The 21,819-nt window shown below is 65.8% G+C and carries 21 protein-coding genes; 14 read left to right on the forward strand and 7 right to left on the reverse strand.

Features of this window, described 5'->3' with window-relative positions:
- Window positions 1–45 precede the first annotated feature (45 nt).
- The 3 genes from ACXAD2_RS17885 to ACXAD2_RS17895 are packed head-to-tail and all read left to right on the forward strand — an operon-like array spanning window position 46 to window position 4,247.
- Window positions 46–1,080: a cysteine synthase A gene (locus tag ACXAD2_RS17885; RefSeq protein ID WP_066099679.1), complete on the forward strand. Its 1,035-nt coding sequence runs from the start codon at window positions 46–48 to the stop codon at window positions 1,078–1,080.
- Window positions 1,077–3,521 (forward strand): DUF3772 domain-containing protein, encoded by a 2,445-nt coding sequence (locus ACXAD2_RS17890; protein ID WP_475172495.1) that lies wholly within the window; start codon window positions 1,077–1,079, stop codon window positions 3,519–3,521. Before ACXAD2_RS17885 ends, ACXAD2_RS17890 begins: the two co-directional genes overlap by 4 nt.
- Window positions 3,522–3,530: 9 nt before the next feature.
- Window positions 3,531–4,247 carry an alanyl-tRNA editing protein gene (locus ACXAD2_RS17895; RefSeq protein WP_475172499.1) on the forward strand — a complete coding sequence of 239 codons (717 nt, stop codon included), beginning with the start codon at window positions 3,531–3,533 and terminating at the stop codon, window positions 4,245–4,247.
- A gap of 51 nt (window positions 4,248–4,298) precedes the next feature.
- Here ACXAD2_RS17895 and ACXAD2_RS17900 read toward each other — a convergent pair whose 3' ends face one another.
- The 5 genes from ACXAD2_RS17900 to ACXAD2_RS17920 all read right to left on the reverse strand — a co-directional run bounded on the left by ACXAD2_RS17900 (window position 4,299) and on the right by ACXAD2_RS17920 (window position 9,130).
- The gene (locus tag ACXAD2_RS17900) at window positions 4,299–5,267 is read right to left on the reverse strand and encodes a DMT family transporter (protein WP_475172502.1); all 969 of its coding nucleotides are present in this window, start codon (window positions 5,265–5,267) and stop codon (window positions 4,299–4,301) included.
- 17 nt (window positions 5,268–5,284) lie between these two features.
- A complete protein-coding gene (locus ACXAD2_RS17905) occupies window positions 5,285–6,016 on the reverse strand; it encodes a DUF533 domain-containing protein (RefSeq protein ID WP_164179740.1) in 732 nt (243 codons plus the stop codon).
- Between the two features lie 147 nt (window positions 6,017–6,163).
- Window positions 6,164–7,582, reverse strand: a complete 1,419-nt coding sequence (locus tag ACXAD2_RS17910) for a protein adenylyltransferase SelO (protein ID WP_475174943.1) — start codon at window positions 7,580–7,582, stop codon at window positions 6,164–6,166.
- A gap of 166 nt (window positions 7,583–7,748) precedes the next feature.
- A complete protein-coding gene (locus ACXAD2_RS17915) occupies window positions 7,749–8,198 on the reverse strand; it encodes an N-acetyltransferase family protein (protein ID WP_475172509.1) in 450 nt (149 codons plus the stop codon).
- The gene (locus tag ACXAD2_RS17920) at window positions 8,195–9,130 is read right to left on the reverse strand and encodes a nucleoside hydrolase (protein ID WP_475172512.1); all 936 of its coding nucleotides are present in this window, start codon (window positions 9,128–9,130) and stop codon (window positions 8,195–8,197) included. Before ACXAD2_RS17920 ends, ACXAD2_RS17915 begins: the two co-directional genes overlap by 4 nt.
- A 227-nt stretch (window positions 9,131–9,357) precedes the next feature.
- On the opposite strand from ACXAD2_RS17920, the gene zwf reads away from it, so the two are divergent.
- The 4 genes from zwf (at window position 9,358) to ACXAD2_RS17940 (ending at window position 13,902) form a co-directional block, all read left to right on the forward strand.
- Complete coding sequence (zwf, locus tag ACXAD2_RS17925; RefSeq protein ID WP_475172515.1) at window positions 9,358–10,815, forward strand: glucose-6-phosphate dehydrogenase; 1,458 nt, start codon at window positions 9,358–9,360, stop codon at window positions 10,813–10,815.
- Window positions 10,812–11,489, forward strand: coding sequence for a 6-phosphogluconolactonase (gene pgl, locus ACXAD2_RS17930; protein ID WP_475172518.1), 678 nt, complete (start codon window positions 10,812–10,814; stop codon window positions 11,487–11,489). Before zwf ends, pgl begins: the two co-directional genes overlap by 4 nt.
- A gap of 67 nt (window positions 11,490–11,556) precedes the next feature.
- Window positions 11,557–13,137: a glucose-6-phosphate isomerase gene (gene pgi, locus ACXAD2_RS17935; protein WP_475172521.1), complete on the forward strand. Its 1,581-nt coding sequence runs from the start codon at window positions 11,557–11,559 to the stop codon at window positions 13,135–13,137.
- A gap of 111 nt (window positions 13,138–13,248) precedes the next feature.
- Window positions 13,249–13,902, forward strand: a complete 654-nt coding sequence (locus ACXAD2_RS17940) for a PRC-barrel domain-containing protein (RefSeq protein WP_475172524.1) — start codon at window positions 13,249–13,251, stop codon at window positions 13,900–13,902.
- Between the two features lie 87 nt (window positions 13,903–13,989).
- Here ACXAD2_RS17940 and ACXAD2_RS17945 read toward each other — a convergent pair whose 3' ends face one another.
- Window positions 13,990–14,412, reverse strand: a complete 423-nt coding sequence (locus ACXAD2_RS17945) for a cupin domain-containing protein (RefSeq protein ID WP_475174946.1) — start codon at window positions 14,410–14,412, stop codon at window positions 13,990–13,992.
- 108 nt (window positions 14,413–14,520) lie between these two features.
- On the opposite strand from ACXAD2_RS17945, the gene ACXAD2_RS17950 reads away from it, so the two are divergent.
- Together ACXAD2_RS17950 and ACXAD2_RS17955 are read left to right on the forward strand one after the other, a co-directional pair.
- Window positions 14,521–15,150, forward strand: a complete 630-nt coding sequence (locus ACXAD2_RS17950) for a holin-associated N-acetylmuramidase (protein WP_475172527.1) — start codon at window positions 14,521–14,523, stop codon at window positions 15,148–15,150.
- Window positions 15,151–15,158: 8 nt separating this feature from the next.
- The gene (locus tag ACXAD2_RS17955) at window positions 15,159–15,656 is read left to right on the forward strand and encodes a holin family protein (protein ID WP_475172532.1); all 498 of its coding nucleotides are present in this window, start codon (window positions 15,159–15,161) and stop codon (window positions 15,654–15,656) included.
- A 145-nt stretch (window positions 15,657–15,801) separates the two neighbouring features.
- Here the strand turns inward: ACXAD2_RS17955 and mepK are convergent, their stop codons facing one another.
- Window positions 15,802–16,371 carry a peptidoglycan L,D-endopeptidase MepK gene (mepK, locus tag ACXAD2_RS17960; RefSeq protein ID WP_475172534.1) on the reverse strand — a complete coding sequence of 190 codons (570 nt, stop codon included), beginning with the start codon at window positions 16,369–16,371 and terminating at the stop codon, window positions 15,802–15,804.
- 345 nt (window positions 16,372–16,716) lie between these two features.
- Here mepK and ACXAD2_RS17965 point away from each other — a divergent pair, with 345 nt between their 5' ends.
- The 5 genes from ACXAD2_RS17965 to ACXAD2_RS17985 all read left to right on the forward strand — a co-directional run bounded on the left by ACXAD2_RS17965 (window position 16,717) and on the right by ACXAD2_RS17985 (window position 21,718).
- On the forward strand, window positions 16,717–18,345 hold the full coding sequence (locus ACXAD2_RS17965; RefSeq protein WP_475174950.1) for a L,D-transpeptidase family protein: 1,629 nt from the start codon (window positions 16,717–16,719) through the stop codon (window positions 18,343–18,345).
- A gap of 30 nt (window positions 18,346–18,375) precedes the next feature.
- The gene (locus tag ACXAD2_RS17970) at window positions 18,376–19,488 is read left to right on the forward strand and encodes a UDP-3-O-(3-hydroxymyristoyl)glucosamine N-acyltransferase (protein ID WP_066099716.1); all 1,113 of its coding nucleotides are present in this window, start codon (window positions 18,376–18,378) and stop codon (window positions 19,486–19,488) included.
- Between the two features lie 49 nt (window positions 19,489–19,537).
- Window positions 19,538–19,798 (forward strand): acyl carrier protein, encoded by a 261-nt coding sequence (locus ACXAD2_RS17975; RefSeq protein WP_066099719.1) that lies wholly within the window; start codon window positions 19,538–19,540, stop codon window positions 19,796–19,798.
- The gene (locus tag ACXAD2_RS17980; protein ID WP_475172538.1) at window positions 19,795–21,003 is read left to right on the forward strand and encodes a beta-ketoacyl-[acyl-carrier-protein] synthase family protein; all 1,209 of its coding nucleotides are present in this window, start codon (window positions 19,795–19,797) and stop codon (window positions 21,001–21,003) included. The genes ACXAD2_RS17975 and ACXAD2_RS17980 overlap by 4 nt, the downstream gene beginning before the upstream one ends.
- Before the next feature lie 163 nt (window positions 21,004–21,166).
- Entirely contained in the window at window positions 21,167–21,718 is a 552-nt protein-coding gene (locus tag ACXAD2_RS17985; RefSeq protein WP_475172540.1) for an NADPH-dependent FMN reductase, read from the forward strand.
- Window positions 21,719–21,819: the final 101 nt, after the last annotated feature.

Below are 21,819 nucleotides of genomic sequence, written 5' to 3' on the forward strand. Positions count from 1 at the left end.
CGCCCTACACCTGTGCTCCAACGGTTAGACCAAGGGGAGATACCCATGCGCGTGGCACAAGATCTTGCACAAGCGGTTGGCAATACGCCGCTGATCCGGCTGCGGAAAGCCAGCGAGATGACGGGCTGCGAGATCCTCGCCAAGGCCGAATTCATGAACCCCGGCCAGTCGGTGAAGGACCGCGCGGCGCTGTTCATTATCAAGGACGCGATGGAGAAGGGGCTGCTCGAGCCCGGCGGCACCATCGTCGAAGGCACCGCGGGCAACACCGGCATCGGCCTCGCGCTTGTCGGCGCCTCGATGGGCTTCCGCACGGTGATCGTGATTCCCGAGACCCAGTCGCAGGAAAAGAAGGACATGATCCGTCTGGCCGGTGCCGAACTGGTGCAGGTTCCGGCGGCGCCTTACCGCAACCCCAACAACTACGTGCGCTATTCGGGCCGTCTGGCGGAAGAGCTGGCCAAGACCGAAAAGCACGGCGCGATCTGGGCCAACCAGTTTGACAACGTGGCGAACCGGCTGTCGCATGTGGAAACCACCGGCCCCGAGATCTGGGAGCAGACCGGCGGCAAGGTCGACGGCTTCATCTGCGCCGTGGGCTCGGGCGGCACGCTGGCCGGCACCGGCATGGCGCTGCAGCCCAAGGGCGTGAAGGTGGGGCTGGCCGATCCGATGGGCGCGGCGCTCTACAGCTATTACACCACCGGTGAGCTCAAATCCGAAGGTGACTCGATCACCGAGGGCATCGGGCAGGGCCGTATCACCGCCAACCTTGAAGGGTTCACCCCCGATTTCGCCTATCAAATCCCCGACGCCGAGGCGCTGCCGGTGGTGTTTGATCTGCTGGCCGAGGAAGGGCTTTGCGTCGGCGGCTCGTCGGGCATCAACGTCGCCGGGGCGATCCGCATGGCCAAGGAGATGGGTCCGGGCCACACGATCGTCACGGTCCTCTGCGACTATGGCACCCGTTATCAGTCGAAACTGTTCAACCCGAGCTTCCTGCGCTCGCGCGATCTGCCGGTTCCCGGCTGGCTCGACCGCTCGCCGGCGTCGATCCCGGGTGTCTTCGAGGACGTATGACTGCCCTGATCCGGCGCGGCCTCGCCGCGATTGCCATGCTGCTGCTCTGCGCGACCTTTGCGGTCGCGCAGGAACAGTCCGACATCGACTACAAGGAATGGCTGAGCACCGTCGAAAAGGCCGACACGCTGATCGACGGCGGCGTGGCGACGGTCAAGGAATACGAAGACCTGCGCCGCGAGATCGCTGGCTGGCGCGACAGTTTCCTGCAGGCCGAAAGCACCAACGCGGGCCGGATCGACACGCTTCAGTCGCAGCTTGAGACGCTGGGGCCGCCCCCGGCCGAAGGCGAGAGCGAGGCCGAGGACATTGCGCAGCGCCGCGCGGATCTGAACGATCAGCTGTCGCAGGCGCAGGCGCCGGGGCGCCGCGCGCAAGAGGCCTATACGCAGGCCAACGGTCTGATCAGCGAAATCGACGGCAACATCCGGGAATTGCAGACCAACCGGCTGCTGACGCTTGGGCCGTCACCGCTGAACCCGCAGCTCTGGGGGCCCGCGTTCGGCGAGGTCATGGGCGCGGGATCTTCCGTCGTGCAGGGCGTGCGCGACAATCTCGCCTCCGAGACCACGCGGGCCACCGCCCGTGAGAACCTGCCGGTGATCGTGCTCTTGGTGGGCCTGTCGATCCTGCTGCTGGTGCGCGGACCGCGCTGGATCACCAAGCTCGAGGAAATGCTGCGCCGCCGCACCCGGCGGGGCACCGGCGTCTGGCGCTTCGTCGCCTCGCTGGGCTCGATCATCGTGCCGCTGGCGGGGCTGATCCTGCTGGTGGTGGCCGCCGAGATCTCGGGGCTACCGGGCGAGAACCTCAACGTCATCCTGATCAGCGTGCCGATCTGGGGGATGGTGCTGCTCTATATCCGCTGGCTGGCGGATCAGAGCTTCAACAGCGACAACTCGATCGCCACCATGCCGCTGCCCAGTTGGCAGCGCACCGAGGCGTGGCTTTACTCGTCAGTGCTGGCGGTGCTCTTCGTGCTGCGCGGCATGGGCGAGACGCTGGCGCAGCTTTACGACTTCACCGAAGAAACCATCGCGGTTCTCGACTTCCCGCTGCTGCTGCTGTCGGCGCTGATGCTGTTCCGGCTGGGGCTTATTCTGTCGGGGCTGAGCGAAGAGGACAGCGAAGACACGGACGGCGAGGGCACGCTGCTCGAAGGCTCGACCTTCCGCATGCAGATCGCCCGGCTGATCGGACGCGGCGCGATCTTCCTCTCCGTTGCCGGTCCGATCCTTGCGGCCATCGGCTATCACCGCGTCGGCCAAGGCATGGTGTTCCCGGCGGTGCAAACGCTGTCGCTGCTGGCGCTGGTGCTGGTGCTGCAACGCTTCGTGCGCGATCTCTATGCGCTGATCACCCGCAAAGACCCCAACGACAGCCTCGTCACGGTGCTGGCGGGCTTTGTGATCATCCTGCTGGCGCTGCCCGCGCTGGCGCTGATCTGGGGCGCGCGGATCGCCGATCTGACAGAGCTTTGGGCGCGCTTTCAGGAAGGCTTCCTGCTGGGCGACACGCGGATCTCGCCGACCAGCTTCCTGACCATGCTGGTGGTCTTTGCGGTGGGCTATAGCGTCACCCGGCTGCTGCAAAGCGGGCTGCGCAGTTCGATCCTGCCCAAGACGCGGCTCGACATCGGCGGGCAAAACGCGGTGGTCTCGGGGCTGGGCTACGCTGGCGTGATGCTGGCGGCGCTGCTGGCGATCACCGCGGCGGGCATCAACCTCACCGCGCTTGGCTATGTCATCTCGGCGCTGTCGGTCGGCATCGGTTTCGGCCTGCAGAACATTGTGCAGAACTTCGTGTCGGGCATCATCCTGCTGATCGAACGGCCGATCAGCCAGGGCGACTGGATCGAGGTCGGCCCCAATATGGGCATCGTCAAGGATATCTCGGTGCGCGCCACACGGATCGAGACCTTCGACCGCACCGATGTGATCGTGCCGAACTCGGACTTCATCTCGGGCACGGTGACCAACTTCACCCGCGGCAACGTCATCGGGCGGGTCTTCGCCTCGGTGGGCGTGGCCTATGGCACCGACACGCGGCTGGTCGAGGACATTCTGCTGCGCATCGTGCGCCAGCACGATATGGTGCTGCTGAACCCCGAACCCTCGGTGGTCTTCGCACGCTTTGGCGCGGATTTGCTGGAGTTCGAGATCCGCGCCATCGTGCGCGACGTGAACCAGAAGCTGAACATCCTGTCGGACTTCAACCACGAGATCGCCCGCCGCTTCACCGAAGAAGGGATCGAGATCCCCTTCGCGCAGCGCGATATCTGGCTGCGCAATCCCGAGGCGCTGCGCAGCAATGCGGTGCCGCCGCAGGCGGACGTGGCTGGCAAGAGCGGCGACAAACAGGTGCCGCGCGACAGCGATACAGAGACCACGGCCGAGCATCGGGATGAAGAGTTCCCGACCGCCGGGCCGGATGATGCCTAGGAGAGAGAGTTGACCGAGCGTCTGTTCCTTGAAGATGCCTACCGCCGCGAGGCGCCGGGTGAAGTGATCGGCCTGACCGAAGAGGGCGGGATCATCCTCGATGCCTCGCTGTTCTACGCCACCGGCGGCGGCCAGCCCGGCGACAGCGGGCGGCTCAGCTGGCCCGGCGGCGAGATCGAGATCGCCACGGCGGTAAAAGGCGAGGACGGCGCGATCGTGCTGGTCCCCGCCGAGCCGAAGCCGCTGCCGATGGTCGGCGCGCATGTCACCCAGCACCTCGACTGGGAGCGTCGGCACCGCCATATGCGCGTGCACACCGCGCTGCATCTTCTGTCGGTGGCGCTGCCGCTGCCGGTCACCGGTGGCCAGATCGGCGCAGGCAAGGGGCGGCTGGATTTCCTCATGCCCGAACCGCCCGAGGACCGCGAGGCGTTGGAAGCGCAGCTCAACGCCTTTGTCGCCGCTGATCTGCCGGTGAGCGAAGACTGGATCACCGAGGCGCAGCTGGACGCCAACCCCGAGCTGGTGAAGACCATGAGCGTGCAGCCGCCGCGCGGCGCGGGCCATGTGCGGTTGGTGCGGATCGGCGAAGGCGCGGAACAGATCGACCTGCAGCCCTGCGGCGGTACCCATGTGGCGCGCACCGGCGAGATCGGGGAAATCCGCCTCGGCAAGATCGAGAACAAGGGCAAGCAGAACCGGCGGGTCAACCTGCTGGTCGAGTGACGCGCTGTTTGGGCGAGTGCTCGGGCGCGTGTCAGCGCCGGTCGCGACCCCTCAGGGGCGCGCGGCTGGCGGCCGAGCAGGGGGCTCCGCCCCCTCGGCGCGGGGCACCTCACCCCCGGCGTATTTGGCAAGAGAAGAAGCCGGGACCGGGCGGCGGCGCGTGCTGAGGATGTAGAGCGCGAGGCTGGCCACCACGATGGCGCCGCCAAGCAGCATCCGGGGCCCCGGGCTCTCGGGCAGGAAGGCCCAGACCCAGACCGGGCCCAGCACCGTCTCGAGCAGCATCAGCAGGCTGACGTTGGCCGCCGCCGTGTGGCGCGAGGCCGAGCTGAGGCAGAAGAACGAGATCGGCAGGATCAGCAGGCCGGTGGCGAGGATCGGCAGCGCGTGGCCCTCGGTCAGCGCGCCCGGCGCGATCAGCACCAGCCCGCAGAGCCCCGAGATCAGCGCGCCACTGCCCATCGCCGGCAGCAGCGGCAGGCGCGGCGCATGGCGCAGGGTGACGAAGCTGAGCCCGAGGGTCAGCGCCACACCCAGCCCGCAGAGCGCGCCCACCAGCGTGTTGCTGGCCTCGGTGGTGCCATGGCCCGTGCCGCCCTTGCCGCTGACCGCCAGCGCGATGCCGAGCAGCACCGCCGCCATGGTGATCCATGTGGATCGCCGGGTCGGCTCGCCATAAAGCAGCCGCGACAGCAGCGCCGCCCAGACCGGCATGGTCGCCACCGCCAAAAGCACCACGGCCACCGGCGCCATGGAGATGCCGAGCGCGAAGAGCGCGGCATTGGCGCTCTGGCAGGCGATCACCGTCAGCCCGGGCCGGGTCAGCAGCAGGCCAAGGTTGCGCGGCGCGCGACTGGTGAGCAGGAAGATCGCCCAGAACACCGTGCCGAGCGCCAGCGCGCGCCAGACCAGCATCGCCAGCCCGTCCATCTGCGACAGCCGCATGAGCAGCGTGTCGGGGGTCAGGACAAGGGCGCCCAGGGCGGCGAGCCCCAGGCCGTAGTGCGGCGGTCTTTGCATGCGGGCCTTCGGGTAAGTCAGGTGTAGAGCGGCTGCAGGCCCATCTGCATATGCAGTGCATTGACTGCGGTCTCAGGCAGGCCCATCGCCTTGGCGAGGCGATCCAGATACTCTGCCTCTTTCTGCGTGTCCACCGTGATGGTCATCAGCGAGGCCGAATAGACCTGCGTCTTTTGCGCATCCGGCGTGTCCTTGGCCAGCGCCTCGGGGTCGACCTTTGCGGCAAGCTGCGCCTTGAGGAAGGCGATATCCTCGGCGCTGGCATCCTCGCCGAGCGTGTCCATCAGCTTGGCCTGCTCGGCCTTGTCGATGTCGCCGTCGGCCTTGGCCGCCTGGATCATCGCCCGCAGCATCAGCCCGGCGGCGGTTTCGGCCTCGGGGGCGGCCTGCGCCGTGCTCATCTGGTCGAGCATCGAGCCGAGGTTCTTTCCACCCATATTGGCGGCCTTGGCCATGGCGGCGAGCATCCCCGCAAGGCCAGAGCTTGCCGCCTGACCGGCCTGATCCATCCCCGGCAGGTTGCCCAGACCGCTCTTTTGCAGCTGCTCGACGATGGCGCCCAGCGGATTGCCGCTGCCGCCGAGCATCTTGCCCATCTGCGCCTGCAGGTTGGTGCCGGGCTCGGAACCGGGCAATTGCGCCTTGCCGCCGATCAGTGGCCCGAGCCCCTGTTCGCCCGAGAGACGGTCGACCCCGCGCGCAGCGGCGTATCCGACGGCGATCTTCGCCAGTGTGCCCATGAGGCTCATCTTCTCTCTCCCTTGGTTTTGGTCAACTCACGTCAGTGACCCTAGGGCAGCTTGCCGGAAGCACCAGCAGGGGTGAAGCGAAAACCTCGGCTTAAAGAGCCGCGCCGCGGGCCTGAGCCGGTTTTGGCGAAATGACGCCGAAGCGGTTCAGGTGCCGCAGAAGGTCGCCTGCACCACTTCCGACGGCGCGGGCGGGCGGCGCAACTCCTCGGCCTCCGGCTGGTCCTCATAGGGGCGCGCGAGCACCGCGTTCAGATGGTGGAAGGGCCGGTCGTCGCCGTCGAGCGCGGCGGCGATCATCTGCTCGATCCGGTGATTGCGCGGGATGAAGGCCGGGTTGGTGCGCCGCATGAGCGCTTCGGGGGCGTCCGCCCGGGCGATGCGTTCCTGCCAGCGGGCGTGCCAGAGGTCATAGGCGCTGCGCTCGGTGATCTCGTCGCGTGCCGAACCGCTGGCGAGCGCTCGGAAGGTATTGGTGAAATCAGAGCCGCCCGCCTGCATCATCGCCAGCAGATCGGCGATCAGCGGTGCGTCCTCGGCCTGCGCATCGGCAATCCCGAGCTTGGCGCCGAAGCGGCGCAGCCAGGCGGCGCGAATGAGATTGGGCATGCCGTTGACGATGGTGGTGAACTCATCGACCGCCGCCTGCTGGTCCTGCACCAGCGGCACCAGCGCCGTCGCCAGCTGCGCCATGTTCCACACGATCACATCCGCCTGCGCCTGATAGGCATAGCGCCCATAGCGGTCGATCGAGGAATAGACGGTGTTTGGATCATAGTGATCCATGAAGGCGCAGGGACCATAGTCGATGGTCTCGCCCGAAAGCGTGCAATTGTCGGTGTTCATCACGCCATGGATGAACCCCAGCGACATCCACTGCGCCACCAGCTCGGCCTGCCGCGCGCAGACCGCCGCCAGAAGCGCGCCGGGGGTCTCGGCCTCGGGGTAATGCCGCTCGCGGGTGTAGTCGAAAAGCTGCTGCAGCTGATCGTATTGCTTGCGCGAGGCGAACAGCTGGAAGGTGCCGACGCGGATGTGGCTGGCGGCGACGCGGGTGAGCACCGCGCCGGGCAGTACTGTCTCGCGGTAGACCTGCTCGCCGCTGCGCACGGCGGCAAGGGCGCGGGTGGTCGGCACACCAAGCGCATGCATCGCTTCCGAGACCACATATTCGCGCAGCACTGGCCCCAGCGCCGCGCGGCCATCACCGCGCCGGGAAAAGGGCGTGGGCCCCGATCCCTTGAGTTGGATGTCGCGGCGGATGCCGCTGCGGTCCACCACCTCGCCCAGCAGCAGCGCGCGGCCATCGCCCAGCTGCGGCGAGAAGCCACCGAACTGGTGCCCGGCATAAATCTGCGCCAGCGGCTCGGCGCCGCCGGGCAGGGTGTTGCCAGCAAATATCGCGGCGAGCAGGGGATCGTCTTCGCCGCTGATGCCAAGATCCTGCGCGAGGCTTTGGTTGAAGGCGATAAGCTCGGGCGCGGCCACCCGCGCCGGCTCAAGACGGGCGTAAAAGCTCTCGGGCAGGCGGGCGTAGCTGTTGTCGAAGGGGATGCTAAGGGTCATGCCCCAGAGATAAGGCCGCGCGGCGGGAACGAAAAGCCCCTGCGGGGTTCCCTGTCTCACGCCCAGCCAAGCCGCCGGGTCTTCTTCTCTTTGAAAATACGCCGGGGTGAATTGGCCGCAGGCCAAGAGGGGCAGCGCCCCTCAGCCCCAGCCATCAGCCCAGCCCTCAGAGCGCGCAGCGCATGAGCATCGCGCCGTCCCGGTCCTGCAGCCGGGCGCGGCGGCAGAAGCGCAGCAGCGGCTCGTCGCTCGCCGAGACTTCCATCTGCAGCGCCGTGACCCCGCCCTGACGCAGCGCCTGGGTAAGCTGGAACAACGCCTCGCTGCCCATGCCGCGGCGGCGCACTGCGGGGCGCACGTAGATCTGGTCGAGCGTTGCGGTCAGCCCGCCGCTCTCCACCGACCAGCCGAAGGCCGCCACCACATAGCCCACCGGTGCCTTGCGCGGCCCGATCAGCCAGATCGCGCCCTGCGGTGCGCCGTCCAGCAGCGGCGTCAGGGCGGCGGAGAGATGCTCTTCGTCGGGCTGCTGCCCGGCGCGTTCGGTCTGAAAACTGGCCACCATGGGCAGCAGCCGCTCGAGGTCGTCGGGGCCGGCAAGATGCAGGGATTTCATAGGTTGGCCAGTCTTTCGGTCAGCAGGGTGAAAAAGGCATCGGCATCGAGATCGCCGATGAAGGTGGCATTGGGCGCGCGATCAGAGACCCGCCACCAGTCGGCGACGGTCATGCCGCGGGTCAGTTCCGAGGTGGTCTCGATCTCGACGTTGATGTGCCGCCCCGAGAAGATGCCGGGTGCCAGCAGATAGGCGGTGACGCAGGGATCATGCAGCGGCGCGCCGTTCGATCCGTATTTCTCCAGATCGAAGCGCTCGAAAAAATCAGTCATCTCGGCGACCGCCGTGCCGACTTTGCTGCCCAAGGCCCGAAACGCCTCGTTGCGGGTGGGGGTGACCAGCGCCTTATGGGTGACGTCGAGCGGCATGACCACCAGCGGCACACCCGCGCCAAACACCTCGGCGGCGGCTTCGGGATCGACGAAGATGTTGAACTCGGCGGCGGGGCTGATGTTGCCGACCTCGAAATAGGCGCCGCCCATGAGCACGATCTCTTGCACCCGCGGGATGATGTCCGGCGCGCGGCGGAAGGCGGTGGCAATATTTGTCAGCGGCCCCAGCGGGCAGAGGGTGACGCTGCCTGCGGGTTCGCGGCGTAGCGTCTCGATGATGAAATCCACCGCATGGTCCTCTTGCAGCGCCATCTGCGGCTCGGGCAGCACCGGCCCGTCGAGGCCGGTCTTGCCGTGCACATGTTCGGCGGTGACCAGCGGGCGCGAGAGCGGCGCGTCGCAGCCCGCATAGACCGGCACATCGGTGCGCCCGGCAAGTTCCAGCACCATCCGTGCATTCCGCGAGGTCAGCGCCAGCGGCACGTTCCCGGCGACCGCGGTCAGCCCCAGAACCTCTAGCTCGGGCGAGGCCAGCGCCAGCAGGATGGCGATCGCGTCGTCCTGTCCCGGATCGGTGTCTATGATGATGCGTCGTGCCATGATCTGCCCGTAACTTTCTGGTGTCCTTGCGTCGCACGGGGGCGGGTCCGGTTCAAGCGGACTGTCGGCTTTCGGCAATCGGTCACCGGCTGGTTACCCGCTGCGGTTAATCTTGCCGCGACCATTGCCGTGTGGTCGCAGGATGTTAGACTCGGCGGCAGCAATGGGGTAGGCAGAGGTCGGTTAGCGCTAACCGCCACAGATACAAGAATTGGAGTTAGCCCGAGATGGTTTCCCGCGTTATTCCCGTCGATCCGTTCGACTTGGTCATTTTTGGGGGCACCGGCGATCTGGCCCGGCGCAAGATCCTGCCCGGCCTGTTCCGCCGCTATTGCTCGGGGCAGATGCCCGCGGGCTCGCGGGTGATCGGTGCCGCGCGCTCGGAGATCAGCGCCGATGAGTTCCGCGACATGGTGCGCGAGGCGATCCGCGAATTCAGCAAGGCCAAATGCGACGATGCCGCGCTCGAGGAGTTCCTTGGCCTTTTGGACTATGTGGCCGTGGACGCCCGCGGCGAGGGCGGCTGGGACGAGCTCAAATCCGCGCTGCGCGACGACGAGGACATCGTGCGCGCCTTCTATTTCTCGGTGGGGCCGAGCCTCTTTGGCGATCTGGCAGAGGGGCTGCGCAGCCACGGGCTGACCAATCCCGCCGTTCGGATCGTTGTCGAGAAGCCCTTTGGCCATGATCTCGAAAGCGCCCGCGCGCTCAACGAGGAACTGGCGCGGCACTTCCACGAGACGCAGATCTACCGCATCGACCATTACCTCGGCAAAGAGACGGTGCAGAACCTGATGGCCGTGCGTTTTGGCAACATGCTGTTCGAGCCGCTGTGGAACGCGCAATACGTCGATCACATCCAGATCACCGTGGCCGAGACCGTCGGCGTGGCCGGGCGCGGCAGCTATTACGACAAGTCGGGCGCCATGCGCGATATGGTGCAGAACCACCTGATGCAGCTTCTGTGCCTGATCGCCATGGAGCCGCCCGCGCGGTTCGAGCCCGATTCAGTGCGCGACGAGAAGCTCAAGGTGATCCGCGCCCTCGATCCGGTGGACCCCGAGAGCATCGTGCGTGGGCAGTATACCTCGGATGGCGAGATGAGTTCTTACCGCGAAGACGTGGAGAACCCCGCCTCGAAGACCGAGAGCTTCATCGCGATGAAGTGCTATATCTCGAACTGGCGGTGGGCGAACACGCCATTCTATCTGCGCACCGGCAAGCGGCTGGCGGCGCAGGCCTCCGAGATCGCCGTGGTGTTCAAGGACGCGCCGCATTCGATCTTTGGCATGGACGCGGGGCGGCATCGCAACATGCTGTCGATCCGCCTGCAGCCGAACGAGGGCATGACGCTTGGGGTCACCATCAAAGAACCGGGTCCGGGCGGGATGCGTCTGGTGGATGTGCCGCTGGATATGTCCTTTGCCGATGCGCTGGGGCCGGATGCCGAGGATGCGCCGGATGCCTACGAGCGGCTGATCATGGATGTGATCCGTGGCAACCAGACGCTGTTCATGCGCGGCGACGAGGTCGAGGCCGCTTGGGCGTGGACAGATCCGCTGATCGAGGGCTGGGAGCGCCGCGGCGATCACCCCAAACCCTATGACGCGGGCAGCACCGGGCCGGATGACGCGGCCTTCCTGATCAACAAGGACGGCCGCCGTTGGCGGGCGATCAAGACATGACCTACGAATTCCGAGAATACCCCGACCGCGAGATGCTGGCCATCGATCTGGCCAATATGATCGCCGGAGAGCTGCGCGCGCAGCTGTCGCACAGCAAGCGGGTGTCGCTGGCAGTGCCCGGCGGCACCTCGCCGGGGCCGATCTTTGACGCGCTGAGCGCCACCTCGCTCGACTGGGACCGTGTGGACGTGCTGCTGGGCGACGAACGCTGGGTGCCCGAAACCTCCGAGCGATCGAACACGCGCCTTTTGCGCGAGCGGCTTCTCACCGGCAAGGCGGCGGCGGCAACACTGTTGCCGCTCTACGCCGAGGCCGAGACGCCCGAGGAAAAGCTTGCCGATCTGGCCGAGGCGATCGAGGCGGCGCTGCCGCTTGGCGTGGTGCTGCTGGGAATGGGGGCCGATCTGCATACCGCCTCGATCTTCCCCGGGGCCGACAAGCTTTCAGAAGCGCTGTCGCCGAAGGCGCCGGTGCTGCTGCCCATGCGCGCGCCCGGGGCGCCTGAACCGCGCATCACGCTGACCGCCCCCGTGCTCGACGGGGCGCTCAGCAAACATGTGCTCATCTATGGCGCCGAGAAACGCGCGGCCCTCGAAAAGGCCAAGGGCCTGCCTGCCGAAGAGGCGCCGATCAATGCGGTGCTCGATCAAGCGGTGGTACACTGGGCCGAGTGACGCTAACTCTGGGCGCAGCTTTTGGGCCCCGCCTTCTGGGCCACGGATCAACACGGGAAGAACCTTTATGTGGGATGACCTGAAACGCCTCGCGGCAGCACGTGACGGCCGCCGGATCGATGCGCTCTTTACCGAAGATGCGGAGCGGGCGCAGACCTTCTCGGTCGAGGCCGAGGGTATGCTCTTCGACTACTCCAAGACGCAGATCGACGATGAGGTGCTGGCCGCGCTTCTGGCGGTGGCGCAGAATGCCAATGTCGCGTCGCGGCGCGAGGCGATGTTCGGTGGTGCCAAGATCAACGAGACCGAGGGCAGGGCGGTTCTGCACACCGCACTGCGCAACCTTTCTGGCACGCCGGTCGAGGTGGACGGCACCGACGTGATGCCGCAGGTGCTGGACACGCTGTCGCGCATGGAGGCGCTGGCCAAGGACGTGCGCGGCTCGGCGATTACCGATGTGGTGAACATCGGCATCGGCGGCTCTGATCTGGGGCCAAAGATGGGGACCATCGCGCTTGCGCCCTACCATGACGGCCCGCGCTGCCATTTCGTCTCGAACGTCGATGGCGCCGATATCGCCGACGCGCTGGCGCACTGCCAACCCGAGACCACGCTTTTCATCATCGCGTCCAAGACCTTCACCACCATCGAGACCATGACCAACGCGCGCACCGCCTGGGACTGGCTCGAGGCGAAGGGCGTTTCGACCGAGGGTAAATTCGTGGCTCTGTCGTCCAATGCCGAGAAGGCGGGCGAATGGGGCATCCCGGCGTCGCGCGTCTTCGGCTTCGAGGATTGGGTCGGCGGGCGCTATTCCATGTGGGGGCCGATTGGCCTTTCGATGATGATCGCCGTGGGCCCCGAAAACTTCCGCGCCTTCCTCGAGGGCGGGCAGGCGATGGACGATCACTTCCGCAGCGCCCCGCTCGAAGCCAATATGCCGGTACTGCTGGCGCTGGTGGGCATGTGGCATAATCAGGTGCTGGGCCATGCCACCCGCGCCGTGCTGCCCTATGAGAACCGTCTCGCGCGGCTGCCGGCCTATCTTCAGCAGCTCGAGATGGAGAGCAACGGCAAGTCGGTGGCGATGGATGGCGAGACGCTGGCGTTTGACAGCGGCCCGGTGGTTTGGGGCGAGCCCGGCACCAACGGCCAGCACGCCTTCTACCAGTTGATCCACCAGGGCACGCGGGTGATCCCCTGCGAGTTCATGGTGGGCGCGCGCGGCCATGAGCCGAACCTGCGCCATCACCACGAGCTGCTGCTGGCCAATTGCCTCGCGCAGTCCGAGGCGCTGATGCGCGGCCGTGATCTCGACGAGGCGCGGAGCAAGGTCGCAGGCAAATTCGAGGGCGCGGAACTGGAGCGTCAGGCCAAGCACCGGGTGTTCCCCGGCAACCGTCCCTCGACCACGCTGATGTACCAGCAGCTCGATCCGCGCACCCTTGGCATGATCGTCGCGCTCTACGAGCATCGGGTGTTTGTCGAGGGGGTGATCCTCGATATCAACTCCTACGATCAATGGGGGGTGGAACTGGGCAAAGAGCTCGCGACGGCGCTCGGCCCGATCGTTTCGGGGCAGGCCAGCGCCGACGAAAAGGACGGCTCGACCCGCCAGCTCGTCGCATATGCGCAGCGGAATGTCTGAAAAAGTTCCATAGATAATAAGTAATTAATTCTGGGGCCCGGCAGGAACACTGCCGGGCCCCGCGTGTTGTGGTGGCAGACAAGATGACGATCCCATGAAGGAGGAGACACCATGAAACGCCTTACCACCACTGCCGCCCTCATCGCCCTCACCGCGGGTACCGCTGCCTATGCGGACAACCACAACATGGACGCCGCGAAGGACAACGCCGACGCCGCCATGCAGAACGCCGAGCAGGCGATCGAGAACACCGGCGACGCGATCGAAAACGAAGCCAACGAAGCGGTTGCCGAAGGCGAGCAGGCCATGGAAGAGGCCGGCGATGCGATGGCCGAAGCTGGCGACGAGATGAAGCAGGAAGCCAGCGAGATGGGCAATGAGATGGCCCAAGCTGTTGACGGCCCGTTCGGCGCCGACTCCGACGGCCTGATCCGCACCCGCGACATCACCGGCGGCACCGTCTACGCCATCGACGCCGACGGCGAAGCCACCGACTGGGACGAGTTGATGTCCTATGACGCCGTCTCGGAAGAATGGGACAACGTGGGCGAGATCGAAGACATCGTTCTCAACGCCGACGGCTCGTTCCGTGGCATCGTGGCCGAGGTTGGCGGTTTCCTCGACATCGGCGACAAGCACGTGCTGCTTGAGATCGACAACGCCAAATTCGTTCCGATCGACGACGGGTCCTACTCGGTGGTCACCAACATGACCTCGGAAGAGCTGGAGAGCCTTGAAGACATCGACGAAGGCCCGATGAACTAAGGCTTCTACGCCGAAGTATCTCTAAGGCACACAAAGGCCGGGGCAGAGAGCCCCGGCCTTTTTCATGCGCATATTGTCAGCAGACGGTCAGCGGATGTCGAACCCCGGAGCGGCAAGTTCAAACCCCTCGAAGCGAAACGCGGGCGAGACGGTGCAGCCCACCAATGTCCAATCCCCCAAGCTGCGTGCGGCCTGCCAATGGCCCTGCGGCACGATAAGCTGCGGCCGTGCGCCAGTGGCGAGATCCGGGCCCAGCAGATGATCCTGCCGCGGACCGGCATCGCTGGCAGCCGTCGACAGCTCCAAAGGTGCGCCCGCGTAGAAATGCCAGATCTCTGCGGCATCCACCCGGTGCCAATGGCTGCGCTCTCCGGCCCTCAGCAAGAAGTAGATGCAGGTGCCCGCCGGACGCGCCGCACCCTCTCCTTGGGCGATCCACGTCTGACGATAATGCCCGCCCTCGGGATGCGGCGAAAGCTCTAGCAGGGCGATGATCTCCTCGGCGGTCATGGTCTGGGTCACGGCATCCTCCGTTCGCTGCGCTGATCGGCTGTTTACGCTTTGTGGCAAACCATGGGCTTGGGAAAAAGCCCAGAGGCACGCAGCAGGAGCAGTGAGATGAGCGACGACACAGAGGTCCGCCGCATGGCCGAAGATATCGTCGCCCGCGAGGGCGGCTATGTGAACGATCCCGACGATCCCGGCGGCGCCACCAACCATGGCGTCACCTTGGGCACGCTGCGGCAGCTGGGGCGCGATATGGACTTCGATGGCGATATCGATGCGCAGGATGTGCGGCAGCTGCAGCCCTCGGACGCCACAGAGATCTTTCTGCGGCATTATTTCCACGGGCCCGGCATTTCGCGGCTTCCGGCGCTGCTGCAACCTTCGGTGTTCGACATGTATGTCAACGCGGGCGGCGGGGCGGTGAAGCTGTTGCAGCGGCTTTTGTGCGATATGGACCAGAGCGTTACCGTCGACGGGGTGATCGGCCCGCAGACCGAGGCGGCGGCGGCGCGCGCGGCCTCCGAGGCGCCGGAGCATATCGCCGACGCTTACGGCATCGCGCGCCGGAACTATTATTTCGCGCTGGCCGACCGTCGTCCCGCGAGCCGCAAATTCGCGCGCAGCCGGACAGGCGGCAAAGGGGGCTGGATCCGCCGCGCCGAAGGGTTCATCTCGCCGCGCTTTCACCTCACGCAGGCGCAGTTCGAGGCGCGCACCGCAGCATGGGGGGCGACAGGATGATCGACCGGATGTTTCAGCTGCTTTTCGGCAGCGGCGGCAATGTGATCCGCGACACCGCCGAGGTGTTCCGGGTCAACGCCGAAGCCGAGGCCAGCCGCCGGGCAGGGCTCAGCGCGGCGGCCCTCGCGCAATTTGCGCAGGAGTTCGCCCGCGCGCCCGCGACGCGCTTTGACCGGGTGATCGACGGGGTGAACCGCCTGCCGCGCCCCGCCATGGCCCTCGGCACGCTGGCGCTGTTGGCCAGCGCCATGGCCGCGCCGGAGTGGTTTGCCGCCCGCATGACCGGCCTTGCGCTGGTGCCCGAGCCGCTCTGGTGGCTGTTGGGCGCGGTGGTCAGCTTCTATTTCGGGGCGCGGCATCAGGCCAAAGGGCAGGATCTGCAGCGCCAGATCATCGTCGGCATGGCTGCCGCCAGCGCGCCGCCCACTGATAAGGCGCCCGAGGTCGCCGAAACCGACAACGCCGCGCTGGCAGAATGGCGCGCGCTGCGCGGCCAGGGCACTTAGCCCCTTCCTCTTGGCACAAATATCCCGGGGGAGCCGCGCCCCGCGCGGCGGGGGCAGAGCCCCAAAATGCAGCCCCGCCAAAAGAACAAAGGCGCCCCAATGGGGCGCCCGTGTCACATAAAGACGTTTTTGCTTCGCAGCGTGATCAGCTGCCCCAGCTGCGCACCGGGCCGCAGTCCATATGGACGAAGTTCGAGCTGGTGTAGCGGCCAACGCCACCTGCAGCGCAGGCCGAGGCTGCGCGCGCCATCTGGTTCACCGAGCGCGAGTTGAGCCGCAGGTCGGCCGCTTCGCCCTTGAGGTGACGCGAGTTTTTCGCCACGCCCGAGGAACGGGCCCGCAGCATCGCGTTGGTCTTCGGGCAGCGGTAGCCCGAGATCAGCATGTAAGGCTCGCTCACGTCCATGAGGTTATGGGCTGCCGTCATGATGTCGATGGTGCGCGGATCGATGTGTTTCACCTCGTTGGTCCGCCAGTCGCGCATGAAGTAGGAAATCTCTTTCAGCGCATCGGGGATATATTCCCCTTCGATCCAGTAGATCATGTTGAGCGTTTCGCCAGTGCGCGAGGAGTACGCCCGGAGTCTCCGGACATCACCTGCACCCCGAAGGAAACCCGCCGCGCTCGCGTAAGTTGGTGCTGCCGTGACGACGGTTGCCGCGAACGCGCCAATGAGGCCACGCCGCGAAATGCAGCTTGCAGTCTTGTTTGTCATGTGAAGCGCCTGTCCCGTTTAGTCGCTGTGCCTGTTTGTTCCGCCTCGTTGGGCGGACCTACCATCTTTCCCCCAGATGTGCGGCTTTTATGGCACATGGAGATTAATGGATGAAGGATGTTTTCCCGTGTATAGTGGTTCCCATGCGGAAATCGGCGAGATCTTGCGCACGTATGGAATAGCTGACTTGCCCAAAGCGGGAACCTGCCGCCACGCGATGCATTGACGTATCAGGTGCCGAAAACTCGCGTTTCTTGCGCGATTGTGTGTGGACAACCTCAGGCCCCGCACCGGAAAATCGGCACCTGAGATGAATGATAAAATTATCGGGTAGTCATGGTCATGATGCAGAGTTTCCGGAGTGGACGCAGCCTCGCAGTGTTGGCGCTGACAGGGGCGCTTTTTGCCTTCCAGCCGCCGGCTGCGGGCGCGCAATCCATGACATCCGTGCTTGGCCTGACCGCCTACCGGCAGGCCGTGGCCGAGAATTTGTCGAAAGATTCGGGCATGGCGGCCTTCTATCGCTCGCGCGATTTCGCCCCCATCTGGACCGGCCCCGACGACACGGCGGCGCTGCGCCGCGCAGCACTGATCGAGGCATTGGGCACCGCGCAGGCGCATGGCCTGCCAGCGCGCCGCTATGATCTCGACGGGCTCATTCGCCGCTTGCGCCACGTCGAGGGCGAGCGGGCCCGCGGTGAGCTTGAGGTCGAACTGAGCCGCACCTTCCTGCAGTTTGCCGCTGACCTGCAGAGCGGCATCCTGACCCCGAACCAGACTGATCCGGGCATCAAGCGCGAGGCGCCGCGGCGCGATCCGAAGATCCTGCTCGAAGTGCTGGCCGCCAGCGATCCGCATCAGGTGCTGCAGCATCTTGCGCCGTCGTCGGATGAATACGCCCGGCTGATGCGCGCCAAGATGCGCCTCGAACAGACCGTCGCAGGCGGCGGCTGGGGGCCGGTGGTGCGCACCGCCAAGCTCGAGCCGGGGCAGAGCGGCGGCGATGTGGTCGTGCTGCGCGACCGGCTGATTGCCATGGGCTATCTCGAGCCGACGCTCTCGGCCTCTTACGATGGCGCGCTCACCAGCGCGGTGAAGGAGTTCCAGACCCACCACGGTCTGGCGGTGGACGGCATCGCCGGGTCCAGCACGCTCAGCCAACTCAACATCAGCGCCGAGCAGCGGCTCGAGCAGGTGCTTGTGGCTATGGAGCGCGAGCGCTGGATGAACCTGCCCGGCGGGCTGGGTAAGCGCCACATCACCGTGAACCTCACCGATTTCCACGCCAAGATCATCGACGACGGCAAGGTGACCTTCGAGACCCGCGCCGTGGTCGGCTCGCAAGAGAGCGACCGCCGCACGCCGGAATTTTCGGACGAGATGAACCACATGGTGATCAACCCGTCGTGGTATGTGCCGCGCTCGATCGTGGTGAACGAATATCTGCCGCTGCTGCGCCGCAACCCCGGTGCCGCCAGCCATCTGGAGATCACCGACCGGCAGGGCCGGCGGGTGAACCGGGCCAACGGCTTCTCGCAATACAGCGCGTCGAGCTTTCCGTTCTCCATGCGGCAGCCGCCGGGGCCGCGCAACGCGCTGGGGACGGTGAAGTTCATGTTCCCCAACAAATACAACATCTACCTGCACGACACGCCGTCGAAGTCGCTGTTCGACCGCACCACGCGCACCTTCTCGCATGGCTGCGTCCGGCTCAGCGATCCGCATGACTTCGCCTATGCGCTCCTGGCGCGGCAGACCGCCGATCCGCAGGGGTTCTTCCAGTCGAAACTGGCCACCGGACGCGAACAGCGCGTCAATCTCGACCAGAAGGTGCCGGTGCATCTAATCTATCGCACAGCCTTCACCACGGTGAAGGGCGAGATGGAATACCGCGAGGATGTCTATGGCCGCGATGCGCGGATTTGGGAGGCGCTGAGCGCCGCAGGGGTGGTACTGGCAGGCGGGCCGAGTTAAATCCTCTGGGAGACCATCCCGGAGGACCCCATGTCCCTAGACAGCACCGTTCAGAGCCACAGCATCGCTGATATCGCCGCCGCGCTTGGCCTTGAGGCCGCGGGCGACGGCACCATTCTTGTCACCTCGGTTGCCGAGCCCGCCTCGGCCGGACCCGACCAACTGGCGCTGGCCATGAAGCCCGAGTTCGCCGCAACCTTGGGGGAGGGCAAGGCGCGCGCCGCCATGCTCTGGGAGGGTGCCGACTGGCAGGGCATGGGCCTTGAGGCGGCGATCCTTGCGCCGCGTCCGCGCCACGCGCTGTCGGGGCTGTCGGCCATGCTCGACCGGGGCAACGGCTATGGCGAGGGCATCCACCCGAGCGCGATCATCGACCCGACGGCGCAGCTGGGCGAGGGCGTCTCGGTCGGCCCGCTTGCGGTCATTGGCGCCTATGCCAAGATCGGCGCGCGTTCGATCATCGGCCCGCAGGTCTTCATCGGCGAAGATGCCACCATCGGCGAAGAGGCGGTGATCCATTCGGGCGTGCGCATCGGCGCGCGTTGCACCATCGGTAAACGCTTCTTCGCGCAGTTCAACTGTTCCATCGGCGGCGACGGCTTCAGCTATGTCACCCCCGAGGTGTCGGGGGTCGAGAAGGCCCGCGCCAGTCTTGGCGAAGAAGGCACGCAGGTCGCGCAGCAATGGGCGCGGATTCACTCGCTCGGCGCGGTCACCATCGGCGACGATTGCGAGGTTGGGGCCAACGCCAGTATCGACCGCGGCTCGGTGCGCGACACGCGCATCGGCAATGGCACCAAGATCGACAGCCTTGTGATGATCGGCCATAACGTGGTGGTGGGTGACAACACGCTGATCTGCGGCTGCTGCGGCATCGCCGGATCGACCAAGATCGGCAATAACGTCGTGCTGGCCGGGCAGACCGGCGTGTCGGACAATATCTTCATCGGCGACAACGTGATTACCGGCGGCGGCACCAAGGTTCTGTCGAACATTCCGGCGGGCCGCGTGATGCTGGGCTACCCGGCGATGAAGATGGAAACCCACGTCGAAACCTACAAAGGTCTGCGCCGTTTGCCACGCCTCTTCCGCGAAGTTGCCGATCTCAAGAAAGCTGTTTCCAAGCTCACCGGGAGTGAGTAAGCCGAGACCGACGCCGAAGCTGCGACGACGAGAAGGGGAGCGCCGCACCATGAGTGTAAAAGACAAGGTCATCGAGATCATCGCCGAACAGGCTGTTCTGGAGCCATCGGATGTGACGATGGACAGCACCCTCGAAGATCTGGGCATCGACAGCCTCGGGCTGGTGGAAAGCATCTTCGCCATTGAGGAAGCCTTTGACATCTCGGTCCCGTTCAACGCCAATGAGCCCGAAAAAAGCGATTTCGACATCTCCACGGTGGCGAGCATCGTCGAGGGCATCGAAAAGCTGGTGGCCGAGCAGACCGCGTGAAACGGGTCGTCATTACGGGCGCAGGCACGATCAACGCGCTGGGGCGCGGCGTGCCTGCGACATTCGAGGCCATGCGCGAGGGGCGCTGTGGCATCGGGGAACTGGAGTTTCGGGACGTCGAGCGTCTGGCCATCCGCATCGGCGGCCAGATCAAGGGTTACGAGCCGGAAGAGACCTTCAACCGCCAGCAGCTTGCGCTTTACGATCGCTTCACGCAGTTCGCGCTGATCGCAGCGCGTGAGGCCATCGCGCAGTCTGGGCTGGAGTTTCACGGCGACATGGCCGACCGCTCGGGCGTGGTGCTGGGCACCTCGGGCGGCGGTCTGACCACGCAGGACGAGAATTACCGCTCGGTCTATGAAGAGGGGAAGAACCGCGTTCATCCCTTTGTCGTGCCCAAGCTGATGAACAACGCCGCCGCCAGTCATGTCAGCATGGAGCTCAACCTGCGCGGCCCGACCTTCACCGTCGCCACCGCCTGCGCCAGTTCCAACCACGCCATGGGGCTTGCGTTTCAGATGGTGCGCTCGGGGGCGTGCCCGGCGATGATCACCGGCGGGTCGGAATCCATGCTCTGCTTTGGAGGGGTGAAGGCGTGGGAAGGCCTGCGGGTGATGTCGAAAGACGCCTGCCGCCCGTTCTCGGCCAACCGCAACGGCATGGTGCAGGGCGAGGGCGCGGGGGTCTATGTCTTTGAGGACTATGATCACGCCAAGGCGCGCGGCGCGGATATCCTTGCCGAGGTGGTGGGCTTTGCCATGACCTCGGATGCTGCCGACATCGTTATGCCCTCGAAACAGGGCGCGGCACGGGCGATCTCTGGCGCGCTGCGCGACGGCAAGATTGACCGCGATGAGGTGGGCTATATCAACGCCCATGGCACCGGCACTGCCGCCAACGACAAGACCGAATGCGCCGCCGTGGCCGATGCCATGGGGCCGCAGGCCGACCGGCTGATGATCTCCTCGACCAAATCCATGCACGGCCACTGCATCGGCGGCACCGGCGCGGTCGAACTGCTGGCCTGCATCATGGCGCTGCGCGACGGGGTGATCGCCCCGACGATCGGCCATGAGGAGTTCGACGCGGAATGCGCGCTCGACGTGGTGCCCAATGAGGCGCGCGAGGCGGATGTTTCGGTGGTGCTGTCGAACGCCTTCGCCTTTGGCGGGCTGAACGCGGTGCTGGCGCTGCGCAAGGTGTGATCCAATGAGACGGCGCGGCGGGCAGGTCTGTGTCCGCCGTCCTCTCGCCGCTCTCGCCACTCCTGTTCCGCGCATTCCTGCGCAGATCCGGTGCGCAATTCGGCCTCCTCCTCTCCAGCCCACGCCCCATATCTAAGGGCGAAGGAAAGGAAAGGAGATCGTCATGTCCAGAAAAGTTGCCGTCATCGTGGGCTCTCTGCGCGAGGGCTCTTATAACCGCAAACTCGCCAAGGCGCTGACCGAGGTCGCGCCAGAAGGGCTTGAGTTCGACTTCGTGGAGATCGGCGATCTGCCGCTCTACAATCCCGACTTCGACGAGGGCACGCCGCCCGAGCCGTGGAGCCGCTTCCGCAGCCAGATGAAATCCGCCGAAGCGGTGCTGTTCGTCATGCCCGAATACAACCGCGGCCTGCCTGCGGCGGTGAAGAACGCGCTGGATGTGGGCTCGCGCCCCTATGGCGACAGCATCTGGGATGGCAAACCGACGGCTGTGATCACCGGCTCGCCGGGCGGCCCCGGCGGCTTTGGCGCCAACCACCAGCTGCGCCAGTCCATGGTGTTTCTGAACATGCACCCGCTGCAGCAGCCCGAGGCCTATATCGGCAACATCACGAAGCTGATCTCGGAGGACGGCGAGGTGCAGAACGAGGACACCAAGAAATTCCTCGGAACGATCATGAGCGCCTTTGCGGAGCTGATCGAAAAGCACGTCTGAGCGCGGCTCAATGCGCAACGCCAAAGAAAAGGGCGGCCCCGCGACGGGCCGCCCTTTGGTATTTCGGAAATAGTGGTATTTCGGAGATAGCCGAAACAGAC

Source organism: Salipiger sp. ABN3_019, assembly GCF_056158605.1.